9 protein-coding genes (1 of these 9 running past the window's edge) are annotated in these 13,235 nt (G+C 30.3%); 4 read left to right on the top strand and 5 right to left on the bottom strand.

Going from position 1 to position 13,235, the window contains the following annotated elements; translation table 11 throughout:
* Positions 1-2,992, bottom strand: the 5' portion of a protein-coding gene (locus ABMA45_RS08770; RefSeq protein WP_022089516.1) for a gamma-glutamyl-gamma-aminobutyrate hydrolase family protein. 107 nt of this gene lie to the left of the window's left edge; 2,992 of the gene's 3,099 nt are visible here — the first part of the coding sequence; it begins with the start codon at positions 2,990-2,992; its stop codon lies beyond the left edge, outside the window.
* A 26-nt stretch (positions 2,993-3,018) separates the two neighbouring features.
* Positions 3,019-4,557, bottom strand: a complete 1,539-nt coding sequence (locus ABMA45_RS08765; protein WP_022089515.1) for an LCP family protein — start codon at positions 4,555-4,557, stop codon at positions 3,019-3,021.
* Between the two features lie 476 nt (positions 4,558-5,033).
* Here ABMA45_RS08765 and ABMA45_RS08760 point away from each other — a divergent pair, with 476 nt between their 5' ends.
* From ABMA45_RS08760 to asnB, 3 genes are read left to right on the top strand one after another with little or no spacing between them, the layout of a single operon-like run.
* Entirely contained in the window at positions 5,034-5,867 is an 834-nt protein-coding gene (locus tag ABMA45_RS08760) for a dipicolinate synthase subunit DpsA (RefSeq protein ID WP_022089514.1), read from the top strand.
* Positions 5,848-6,453 (top strand): dipicolinate synthase subunit B, encoded by a 606-nt coding sequence (locus tag ABMA45_RS08755; RefSeq protein ID WP_022089513.1) that lies wholly within the window; start codon positions 5,848-5,850, stop codon positions 6,451-6,453. Before ABMA45_RS08760 ends, ABMA45_RS08755 begins: the two co-directional genes overlap by 20 nt.
* Before the next feature lie 43 nt (positions 6,454-6,496).
* Positions 6,497-8,335: an asparagine synthase (glutamine-hydrolyzing) gene (asnB, locus tag ABMA45_RS08750; protein ID WP_022089512.1), complete on the top strand. Its 1,839-nt coding sequence runs from the start codon at positions 6,497-6,499 to the stop codon at positions 8,333-8,335.
* Positions 8,336-8,506: 171 nt separating this feature from the next.
* On the opposite strand, the gene ABMA45_RS08745 is transcribed toward asnB, so the two are convergent.
* Together ABMA45_RS08745 and ABMA45_RS08740 are read right to left on the bottom strand one after the other, a co-directional pair.
* Positions 8,507-8,647, bottom strand: coding sequence for a hypothetical protein (locus ABMA45_RS08745; protein WP_022089511.1), 141 nt, complete (start codon positions 8,645-8,647; stop codon positions 8,507-8,509).
* Positions 8,648-8,976: 329 nt separating this feature from the next.
* A complete protein-coding gene (locus tag ABMA45_RS08740; protein ID WP_022089510.1) occupies positions 8,977-11,058 on the bottom strand; it encodes an Ig-like domain-containing protein in 2,082 nt (693 codons plus the stop codon).
* Positions 11,059-11,447: 389 nt separating this feature from the next.
* On the opposite strand from ABMA45_RS08740, the gene ABMA45_RS08735 reads away from it, so the two are divergent.
* On the top strand, positions 11,448-13,037 hold the full coding sequence (locus tag ABMA45_RS08735) for a potassium/proton antiporter (RefSeq protein WP_022089509.1): 1,590 nt from the start codon (positions 11,448-11,450) through the stop codon (positions 13,035-13,037).
* A 79-nt stretch (positions 13,038-13,116) separates the two neighbouring features.
* Here ABMA45_RS08735 and ABMA45_RS08730 read toward each other — a convergent pair.
* A partial coding sequence (locus ABMA45_RS08730; protein ID WP_348030235.1) for a GGGtGRT protein occupies positions 13,117-13,235 on the bottom strand: 119 nt, incomplete at its 5' end.

The following is a 13,235-nucleotide window of genomic DNA, read 5'->3' as shown; positions in this document are numbered from 1 at the left end:
CAGGATGCCACTGCAAAGCTAATATCTTCATTTCATCAGAACCAAATGCCTCTATTGTCTGATTTTCTTTATCAATTGCAAGAGGCTTAAAACACGGAGCTAATCCATCAATTGGAACTACGTCCTTGTGATAGTTGTTTACTATAATTGTTCTATCTTCTTCCACAAGATATACTTCGTGATCCACTCCTCTTGGTCTTTCTACCGGCAAATCAGGATGATAAAGTAACTTTCCGCCAAACAAAGCATTCATATACTGCATTCCTCTACAAGTTGCGATAATTGGAATTTCCTGCTCAATACAATGTCTTATTAATTTTTCTTCCATTGCGTCTCTATGCGGCTGTAATTCTTCGTTATGAGGCCTGTCATAAAATTTACATGGAAGAGCTCCTCCACCTACAACAATAAGTAAATCACATTGTCTTTCAAATAATTTACCTACATTTTTAACATGATTTGAAGCCGGCTGTGGAATAAATCCAAGCAATTCGTAAAATCTTATATATGCAGATTCTAATACATCAGTTGAATCTCCATATTGATTTACGCCTTCTCTTTGAGTAATCAGTGCTCGCAAATCCTCACACTGCATCCCTTCTTTAATACTGCCATTAGCACAGTCTAATTCCATGTAGTTCATAGATGCCGCATAATTATATATTTTTTCACCACATCCGATTGCTGCCGGGATTTCAAACTCAGCACATCTTATAGCCATATGGCTTGCCATTCCACCATATTTTGTTATAAATCCCTTTATTCCTTTTGTAAAAATCCATTCATATCCGGGATCAGCCTTTGGAATCATTACAATTTTATCCATAAGGTCTTCATCTGTTTCCCTTTCAAGATTTACTACTTCTCCCTCAACTTTTTGTGATGTAATAAAATTTGGTCTTGCCTCATTTACAGGAATAAACGAAACACCTAACTTAGATAAAATGACATCCGGTAAAATGATGTTTAACTTATCATAATATTCTTTTCTATTATTTACTATTGTATCCGTTAAATATTTTTTAATTTCAGCTACTTTTAATTTCTTACAATGTTTTAAATCCTCTACTGTAATATATGACAGGCTTTTTCTGTCAATTTCAAGTAATTTACCTAAATTCTGAATTAAATCAATTACTAGACTTAAAGATTTAGTAAATTCAAATTTAAAAAATTCTCTTCCCTCAATTGCAGAAACAAGGAAATTATTAAATTCCTTTGGATGAATATCAAATCCAATAGAAGTAAGTGCTTCTTTCAACCTGTTTTCATCTAAACCTTTAGATACATTCTTATCTTTGTAGTTTTTATTCTTCTCCGTTACCGGTCTGAAAACCATCTGATTATAACTGTCTGTACGAATATCATAAGTGCCACTTCTTAAATGTCCATATATTTTATTAAATTCATTTCTAGACATTAACCCCAATGAAAACTTGTGGAAATCATAATCAAATTTTGATGAAACAGTATTAATTGATTTCATAAACTCATCTATTTCATCATTTGTAAACCATCCTGCTTCTACTAATGAACTGCAAAATGACTTTGCCATAAATGCCATTCTTGCCTGTCTTGTAAACTGTGGTGTACCAAGACTTTTTATGGCATCTAAAAGTTCTGTTATATCTTCTAATATTCTATGAATATTATTTGTTTCTGAATCCAAAGATGCTATTCTTTTTCTTTCATTTTCCAAATGATTAATATCTGCATTATCTTTCATTGATATTAATCCGTGTTTTTCAATTGTATTTAAAGTAAGTTTATGAAGTGCCTCTACAATTGTATTTCTTTCTGCTCTTGTAAATCCATTTTCAAGTAATTCTTTTGTTCTGTTTTCTGTATTAAAATCATAACTTGTGTAAACTATTTCAAATTCAATTTTATCATGAGCAGTTGTGTCCTGTTTCAATTTATTTACGTAAAAATCAACAAGTTTTAAAGCTAATTTTTCACTAATCTCAGCAGGTATTAATGAATAAAACGAATATTGTATACTTATATATGGTTTTACACCAATCTTGTACATCAGTTCTTTCTCTAATTTCTTATATCCCATTGGCACAAGGCCCTGATTCCATGCCCTTGATGTAATAATTTCTCTATATAATGAATAATCAAGATTTCTAGGACTTGTTCCAATAATTTCTGAAGGATTCCAAAATGCCATATCGGATAGAATCATTGGTTGTCCGTCAAGACTGCATTCTATTCTATCATAATCCTTTTTTACGTCATTTAATTTACTATAGAAATCATTAATGGCATTAATCGCATTCTTATTTTTTGTATTTGCAACCAAAGGTCTAACCTGAAAAATAATTACTTCATTTTTCTTATTTACTGCAAATTCAATATCTAATGGTATTTTCAATAAATCTTCGATTTCCTGAACTGATTCAAGAAGATTTTTCCATGCTGTATTTAACTCTGAAAGTTCCGTATTTCTTGCAATCCATAAAGTCTTTCCGCCTTTTCCACTTGTTATGGAATCCGTAGAACCGCTATCATCATAATTTATCAGATAATATGGTCGTTGCCCCTGAATATCATAAGTAAACAAAACACCACTATACAGTACATCTACAGCCTGATGCTGAATTAAAACCTGTTCATCTTCAATATTATCAATATCTAAAGTGTATGATTTAAGTACAGTATCTATTGCATTAATAATTGCTGTTTCATTAGTTGAATCTACATCTAAAATACTTGTGTAATGACCTGCATTTGATTTTACAAAACAGTCTTCATTTGTAGATGAACTTCTTACAACTATTTTTTCACCTTTAAATTTTTCAATTATCTTATCAGCTGTTTTTTTCTTATCACGATGATATTCTTTAGCTGTTATAATAAGCATTTCTTCAATATATCCTAATTTAATTACTTCATTTAAGGCTTTAAGGGTATTAGCCTTAGTAGATATAAATTTTATTGTCTGCTTATTATCTCTGTCTCCTAAATTTCCAATATAATCTCTATCCATATTTTCAATCCTTTTTGTACCTAAAACTAATTTTCTTCAGTTACATCTTTTAGTTCTCCACCGTCCGTTACAATCTTCAACCACTCTTTTGCCTTTGCTACTGTTTCTTCATTAGGAACCATTACATAAGCTCTATTACTTGGAACTGAATATGTGTAATTTGACTGTCCTGAACCTGATACATTATAGCTTTGAATATTCCACTCGTATCCATTTGCCAATTGGAATTTAACAAATTTCTGAATGTTTTTCTTGCTAACGCTTGTCTGAAAACTTTCACTTATGCTTTCAAGTATTTTCTGATAATTATCCAAAATGCTTGGGGATGCACATTTTGATATCACACCTTTAATTACAGACATCTGATTCTTTCCACGCTGTACGTCACCTCTTGCAAATGATTTTCTTTCTCTTGCAAATACTAATGCCTTATCGCCATTCATATTATAATTAATTCCCTGACTATAGCTATATCCTTTTGCTGAGAAAGCACATTCAGAATCAACATCTATTCCACCTAATGCATTAATAATATCTTTAAATCCGTCAAAATTAACTCTCACATAGTAATCAATATCAATATCATAAAGCATTTCTAATGTTTCCATTGATACATCTACGCCATATAAACCTGCATGTGTAAGTTTGTCTCTTACTCCGTTTGAATTAGACAAAGGAACATAATAATCTCTAGGTGTTGAAAGTAATAAAATCTGTCTGGTCTGTGGATTTACTGACATTATTATATTTACATCACTTCTGCTCTTTGTTGTTACTGCGCCAAATGTATCAATACCGCTTATATAAACATTAAAGCATTCCTTTGTTATATCTTTCTTCTTATTTTCATTTTGAACCTGATGAGTAACTTTATATGTATAGATACATTTTACCTTCGATTCAAAATCAGTATAATCAGCTTCATCATTTTTCTTTTCACCCATAGATGTTATAACATCTATCATTGACTGATTTAATACAACTGCTCTTGTTTCTTTATTATATAAAGCTTCTGTCATGGTTATTACATCATCGTATTCCTGATAATTACCATCCTGATTAATCTTTTCATTAATGTTATTTAATAATTCGTCTTTGTCATCACCTACAAATTTCTGAATATATCCAAATTTATCATCTTTTAACTCTTCAATATTCTTTGCCTCATCATCTGATAATATATATACACCAAATTCATCTGTTGATAACTTACTGTTGTTTACAATTTTATCTATTGTTTTTTCTGATTCTTTAAAAATACCTTTTATAGTCTTTTGATTTAATCCAATTGCTATATCTGCTCCAACGCTCATTACAATCATAATTGCAGACATAACTATTGATACTATTGCTCCAACTTTGTTTTTCTTAATGAAAAATGGAATTAACATCCATAATACTATCGCAATTTCTACTGCAACAATTAATCTTACCGGAATATAATTTAAAGCTACATTGTTGTTATAAGTTAATATCATAAATAAAAATATCTCTAATATTACTATTGGAATTACCTGTAATATATTTAAAACTGTTGCTGTCATTTTTAATTTCTTATTTAACATCTCCATCTCCTTTTTAATTGTGTCTCATTTACAGCATTAAAATAGATTTACCTTCTTTTATCTGCTTACTTTTTTTAAATAACAAACGTACTTTATGACTTCCGTATGCTATCGATAATTATAGCATTTCCCATTCATTACGACAATATTGTTATTGTCTATTCATAAATGATTAAGAAATAACTTTATTAAAATAATCACCTTGTAAATTTTTATACATATAATTAATGTATAGAAAATAGCTTTTATTTTAGTTTATATATTATGGAAGATTGATAATGTTAACGAAATAACGCTCGCGCTGCTTGCCACTCGTAACAGTTCTAAATTTTCAACTATATTTTGCTTTTAGGACCTCCGGCTCTAAGCAAAATATACCTGTCAATTCAATTTGAACCGACGGTGGCAAATGCCCTTTCTTATAACATTATCAATCTTCCATAAGAATAACATATATAATAAAAAAGGTGATTTGTATGGATTCATTTGCAATTATTTCAAATGGGAATAAGCAGAAATATTTGTATGATTATTTAATTTTTCATAATTATTCTGCTAAACTTGTAACAAATTTTAACCTTACAGAATATAAATATATTGTCGCATCAATTCCTTTTTCCAAAGATGGAGAAAATGTAAATTGTGATTTTTATACAAGTTTTCCAATTACAACTTTTATTTCATTATTAAAACCGGGACAGATTTTATTTGGTGGAGGATTTAAAGGTTCAGTCGTATCACATTGTATGAATTCAGGAATTAAAGCAATCGATATCTTAAATATTCCTGACTTTTACAGAAATAATGCATTTTATACTGCAGAAGGACTTTTAGGATATATAATCAGCAACACTAATTATTCTTTAAAAGGATCTAATATTTTAGTTCTCGGTTATGGAAAATGTGGAAGCGAAATATGTAATTTATTCAACAACGTAGGTTCTAATATTTTCTTTTATGAAAATAATGAGTCAAAAATAAACGATGGTTTAAATAAAAACTTTACTTTTTTAGATATAAATAAAAAGATTAATAATTTATCAAAAATAGACATAATTATTAACTGTATTCCTAAAAATATACTCTCCATAAGTAATCTTAAAACACTTCAGAAAAGTTGTACTATTTTCGATATAGCATCATACCCTTACGGATTTGACAAAGATATTTTAAATTCTCTCTCCCTGACATATCACATTTGTCCTGGACTTCCCGGCAAATATGCCTCTAAAAGTTCCGGTGAATCAATAGCAAAGAACATATCATCAATTATAGAAGGGACTGCAGAAAATGAATCACAGTTTAGATAATAAAAATATTGGAATTGGAATAACCGGTTCTTACTGTACCTACAAAAAAGTTTTTAACGAATTAAAACGTCTATCTGAAGCAAATACAAATCTATATACCATTTTTTCAGATAACGCTTCTAAAACTGACAGTAGATTTGGAAACCATAAAGAATTTTTAAATTTAGCAAAAGAACTTAGCAATAAAGAACCAATCACAACTATAACAGATGCCGAACCAATTGGTCCTAAATCAATGTTTGACGTTTTAGTTATTGCACCATGTACAGGTAATACTCTTTCAAAACTTGCCAATGGTATTTCTGATACACCTGTTTTAATGGCATGTAAAGCACATTTAAGAAACAACAAACCTTTAGTTATATGTTTAAGTACAAACGATGCACTTGGAATGAATTTAAAAAATATAGGTATTTTATTAAATACTAAAAATATTTATTTTGTTCCTTTTGGAATGGATGATTATATTTCAAAACCAAATTCCATGACTGCACATGTTGATTTACTGCAGGATACAATAGTTAAAGCTTTGCAGGGCCGACAAATTCAGCCTGTAATACAAAGTCCACATGTAACAATAACCTAAAAGGTCCTATGGACCTTTTTTATATGATTTTTAGGAGGTTTTTATGAGCGGTATTGCCGGTTACTTTCAAACAGAATTTGACGTTGAGAGGAACCATACTTTGTATGCAATTTACGAAAGCAAATTAACTAATATGCAGGATTCCTTAATAACAAATTGCCACGAAAACAGTATAATTTACATGAAACATCATATTGGATTTACAGCAAGCAATTTTTCAGTCGCACATAGAGATTCGCTATCAGTTACCTATAAGAATCGAACAGCTTCTATCGTTTTTACAGGAAATATTTATAATTCAAATGAATTAAAATATAAATTATCATCCTATGATATTTCCGCTTATGAATTGTGCAACGAAGAACTTATTCTATATTTATATTTAGTTTTCGGCGAAGATATTTTCAAAGAAATAAATGGTGGTTTTTCATTTGCAATTTACGAAAACAACTCATTAATAATAGTAAGAGACCCTATTGGTATAAAACCATTATTTTATCATTGCACAAATAATCATTTTATATTTGCTTCTCAGCAAAAAAGTATATTTGCCTACGGCATAAAACCCGAACTAACTAATGAAAGCTGGTGTGAAATAATCGGACTTGGTCCTGCACGAACTCCCGGAAAAAGTTTATTTAAAAATATATTTGAAGTACTTCCCGGCAATTATATAAAAGTAACTTTTAACTCACAGGGCATTATCAGTTACCAAACTCATTGCTATTGGGAATTAACCTATAATCATCACGCTGATCCTTATTTAGATACAGTTGACAAAGTTAATTATCTAATAAAAGACAGTATTAAAAAGCAATTAACTAAAGATACAACTATTTGTTCTCTTTTATCCGGCGGAATTGATTCAAGTCTTGTAACTTCTATTGCTAAATCTATGATGGATAAAGAAAACAGAGAATTAAAAACATACGCATTTGAATTTGAAGGCAACGAAAATTTCTTTAATGGGAACTCTTTTCAAAACTCATTAGACAGACCTTACGTAGAAACAATGAGAAAATACTTAAATTCTAATCATAAATATCTAACCTGTGACAGTTTAGGGCAAATTAAATATTTGAAAAAAACTGTTGATATGAGAGATGCTCCATGTATGGCAGATATTGAATCTTCTTTAATGTATTTTTGCAATGAAATATCAGAAACAAATAACATTGCTTTAACGGGAGAATGTGCTGATGAAGTATTTGGTGGTTACCCATGGTTTCATCGCGATGAAATGTTAAACTCAAATTCTTTCCCATGGTCTAAAGATTTGTCCGTAAGAACATCTCTTTTTAATGACAGTTTCATTCAATCTCTTAATTTAAAAGAATACGTTGATGACGCTTATAAAACTTCTCTAAGCAAATGCCCTGAAAGTGATTGCAGCAACGAGAAAGATAAACGTCGTTTTGAAATTGGATATCTGACTATAAACTGGTTCATGATGACTTTAGTTAACAGAATGGAACGTTGTAGTGTTTTCTCAGGGCTTGATGCAAGAGTTCCTTTTGCCGACTATAGATTAGTATCCTATGTTTTCAGTATTCCATGGGAATACAAATGTAAAGACGGAAGTGTTAAACATTTATTAAAAGAATGCGGGAAAGATTTTCTTCCACCAGAAATTATAAACAGAAAAAAATCTCCATATCCCAAAACTTACAATCCTGAATACGAGAAAATGATTGGTAAACTTCTTCTAGAAGAATTTGATAATAACTATGCACTTAATTTTATTGTAGATAAAAGTAAGGTAATTGATTACATCAACTCATCTAAAGATTATGGCAAGCCATGGTACGGTCAACTTATGGCTGGTCCACAAATGTTAGCATATATTCTTCAAATCAGTTATTGGTTAAAGAAATATAGTTAAATTGAATTTAAGAAAAAAGCTCCAACAGACAGTTGATTATTAAATATTCTCAAAACTAAAAAGATTATTTTTTTCAGCCTTGTCTGCCGGAGTTTTTCTTATGGTTACCTTATTTTAAAGCCTTATGTTTCCTGATTCACTCCATGCCACACTCAAACTGTTGTTTTCATTTTAAACTTCTGCATTAGCAGTTCCATTCTCTGCAACATAAACAACTTGTGTTTGTGGGATTACAGAAAAAATTAGCAGCAATGACATAATTATCGCTGATATTCTTTTCTTTAATTTTTGGTTAGACTTTCCCCTTATCATGTCTGTTTGCCTCCTTGTTTCTCTCCGTCCCTTTCAATATATCTTAACATTATAATCAAAAACATTTTTACTCAACTGTTTTTTAATCTTTGTTAGATTTGTATATATTTAACCAAGTTTTTTTAACAAACATAACTTTTTTTTTTGAAATTCTCCATATACTTTATCTGAATTTTTAACATTTCAAGTTGCTATAAAAACGATTTTATAAACATATAAAATTTATATATCTATACAAATGTGTTTAAAAAAACGGCATAGCCGTTTATACGTCTATGCCGTTAAAATTATTTTTATATTTTACTTTAACATCTATTTACAAATTAATATTAATTATATGATGGCTCATTATCAATTGGTAAATTAGGAAAATCAACAACAACATTTGTTCCTGTTACTGTAATAGTTCCTGATGTTGCTAATTCTTTATCAGATTCATTATCAAATGCCTTAATTACATATGTTCCATTAGGTACGCACTTGAATTCATATTTTCCATCATCATATGAACTTACGTAATCATATCCAATAGGTTCATCTGTTTTATCTGCTTTGTAAATTCTTACATAAGCTCTCTTATTAAGTACTGCACCTGATCTGTCTTTAAGAGTTCCCGTAATTGTTGCTCTTGTTGGAGCTGTATATGATAATACTGTATCAGCGCCTAAGCTTACATACTTAGCAAGAGTAATCTGTTCTCCATAACTTTCAATATATACAGAATAGTTACCTGCCGGGAGACATACCTTTGATGTAAGAATCTTCTTTTCATAATCAGTTGTTTCATCAGCAGATACTGCACTGAAAGTTTCATTTAAATCATGATTGTAAAACATTAATTCATCTGTGCTACTGTCATAATTATAAAGAACTGTAGTAACAGAAACTGCCGGAGTAACTACAACTGTAAGTGTTCCTATAGCTGTAAGTGTAGGATTTTCTATATCTGTAAACTGTACTCTAAGAGTATATGTTCCTGCTTCAACTTTTCCTGATCTACCATTAACATATACTCTACTTGATGTTGTTGTATATTTGTTTCCGTTTTCATCTGTATTTTCACTATCCAAATAAAATAAATCATTGTATGTGTCTAAAAGAGTAGCACGGTATTCTCCGCTTCCACCTTCAACATTAATGTATGATCCAATATATTCATGCGGATAAATTAATGCATTAGCCTGATCACCAATAGTCTTGTTTTCAGCAACAACCTTATTCTTGTCACCAATAAGGAAATTTACTTTTGAACTTGCTGTTCTACCAAGTTCGTCTGTACCTGTAAAGTTTACAACCTGATTTTCTGCTACAGCTGCAACCTTACCCTTAATGTTGTTTGTGTACTTTTCAATTGCTAAGCCTGCTGGAAGATTTCCTGATGCAACTGAAACTGTTTCATATCCAACAAGATTTTTGAAACCAACACCTGTATTAATTTCGTCTCCTACAACACCTGAAACAAGTTGTCTATATTCATATCCGTCTGCAAGAGCCTGTAACTCAACAGCGTTTTTCCCCTTTAATGATGGTACTGAAACCTGTACAAATTCTCCCATTTCAACTGAATTCTTTGTAAATATAGTGTAGTTTAAATTGTCGTTTGTAAATACTTTTTCAACTTCAAGTTCTCTGTTGTATGTACCTTCTGCACGAACTTTGCTCTTAACTACAAAGCTATCTTTTGTAAGTGCAATTGGTGTATCTAATACAACCTTATATGAGTCTACATAATAGTTATTTCTTGGATTGTTTAACTGTACATCTTTAATTCCATTCCATACAGCAACTGTACATGTAGCTTTCTTCTTGCTACCATCAAGAGCTGTAACAGTAACCTTAGCTGTTCCTTCGCCTACTGCACTAACAACACCCTTATTTGAAACCTTAACTACTTTTTCATTTGATGATGTCCACTTTACTGCCTTGTATGATTTCTTAGGAGCATTTACCTTAGCGCTCAACTTTTCTGAAGCACCAACTGCAAGGTCAAGATTCTTCTTGTTAAGTGTTACTTTCTTAACTGCATTCTTTACAACCTTAACTTTAATGCTTGCTGTTTTCTTTTTGTTCTTTACTGATACAACCTTAATTGTTGTTGTACCAACCTTTTTACCCTTTACAATACCTTTCTTAGATACTGTAGCAACTTTTGCATTGCTTGACTTATAAGTCACTTTCTTGAATGCTTTCTTCTTTGCTTTAACTGTTACAGTAAGTTTAATTGACTTACCCCTTGCAACTGTCGCAATTTTCTTTGTACCTGCAGGTGAAACGACTTTAACGCTTTTAACTGCATTTGTTGCCTTTGCTTTCTTCTTAGCTGCGCTTGCAGGTGTAATATTTGTTGAGAATACTAAAACAACTGCTAAAGCCAATGCTAACAAAGACTTGAATGTTGATTTTCTTTTCATTGAAAATTCCTCCTTCTCTTGTTTTTCATAACTGAATCTCAGTCTTTGTATATTATAGCACGTTGTACCACAATTTTCTTACAAAAATTTTTTTTAAATTTCATTAACTGGAAATTTCGTACATTAATAGAATAAAAACAGTTTTATTATTTGTATATTTAGCAATAATCACTAAAGTAATATTTTAATTTATTTAGTAAATTCTTGTTTTTTTCAATTTTTGACCTGATTTTTATATATTTTGCTTAATTAATAAAAGTAAACATGAATATTTATTTCGTAAAAATAATATATATGATAAGATTTATAAAATTAATCTGTATTTTTTTAGTTGTCTATTTACATTTTCCCTAATATAAAACTTATCACTTCAGAGAAAGGAGATTTATATGGCGATAACTTTAACTTGTGTATCACTAATTTTGTTTTTATGTATAATAGCCGATAAATTTTCAGGCAAATTTGGTATGCCTACGCTTATTCTTTTTATGGGCATAGGTATGATTTTTGGAAGCGATGGAATATTTAAAATAGCCTTCTCTAACTATGAATTTGCCGAAAAAATCTGTATGCTTGCCCTATGTTTCATTATGTTTTATGGAGGTTTCAATACAAAATGGGCTACCGCTAAAACTGTAGCTTTAAAAGCCATTTTATTATCAACTATTGGAGTTATAATCACCGCCACAATCACAGGTTTATTCTGCTATATTATTCTTAAATTTTCTTTTGTAGAAAGTTTCCTGATTGGTTCAGTTCTTTCCTCAACTGATGCAGCAAGTGTTTTTTCTATATTAAGAAAGAAAAAGTTAAATTTAAAAAATGGAACTGCATCTCTCCTTGAAATCGAAAGCGGAAGCAACGACCCTGTATCATATATGCTTACAATCATAGGAATATCTTTGTTTAATTCTAAATCATTATCTACAATACCTTTAATGATTTTTTCACAGATATTCTTTGGCTTATTAATAGGTGTAAGTTTCGCATTTATTGGATTATTTATAATAAAAAAGACAACAATAATAAGTAATGGATTAGACACAATATTTATGATTGCTTTAATATTAGCTTCATTTGGTATTTCTCTCTATATAAATGGAAACGCATTATTAAGCGTATATTTATTAGGTATAATACTTGGTAACACAAAAATTAAAAATAAAGATATACTTATTCCATTTTTTGATGGAATTACCGGTCTGGCTCAAATTTTAATTTTCTTTTTACTTGGATTACTTGCATTTCCACACAAATTTCCTGATATAGCTATGCCTTCACTTTGCATTGTTGCTATACTCACTTTAATTGCAAGACCAATAGCTGTATTTGCATTGCTGATACCATTCAAATGTAGTATTAAGCAATGCCTATTAACATCATGGTCGGGACTTCGCGGTGCTGCTTCTATTGTTTTTTCGATTATGGTTGTTGCCGGGAACCCTGATATCTCTTTAGATATATTTCATATTGTTTTTATGGTTGCTTTATTTTCAGTTTCAATTCAAGGAACTCTTATTCCTAAGATAGCAAATAAATTAAAGATGATTGATAACAACGAAGATGTTCGAAAAACATTTAATGATTATAAGGAGGATTCTTCTATTACCTTAATGAGAATGTACATACCTAAAGGTCATAATTGGGAGAATAAATTAATTAGTGATGTAAGTATGCCCACTAATTCTTTAGCTCTTATGATTAAACGCAATGGAACAACTATAATTCCTAAAGGTGATACTATGATTTTAGCGAAAGATACATTAATACTTAGTGTTCCTTCATACGAACCATCAGGGCAGGAGAATCTAAAAGAAATCAAGATACAAAGCACAGATAAATGGTGTAACAAAACAATTCAGGAATTAAATTTACCAGAAAATGTTCTTATTGCTTTAATTAAACGAGGCGAAGATAATTTAATACCCGACGGGAATACATTAATAAAAGAAAATGATTTTGTTGTGTTATATAAATAGGAATTTAAAGTCCATTATTAAAAAAGTACCGCAATCCCTTTGATTACGGCACTTTCAAGTGTTTTATTTAATTGTTTGATTAGAACTTGCCAGCGTTAGCTGCTTCCTCTACGGAAACTGCTACAGCTACTGTAGCACCTACCATTGGGTTATTACCCATTCCGATAAGACCCATCATTTCAACGTGAGCCGGAACTG

This window comes from Eubacterium sp. CAG:156, assembly GCF_000434315.1.
Classification (GTDB): domain Bacteria; phylum Bacillota; class Clostridia; order Lachnospirales; family Lachnospiraceae; genus Eubacterium_U; species Eubacterium_U album.
Note: the sequence above shows the minus strand (reverse complement) of the source record. Positions and strands in the feature narration are given on the sequence as shown.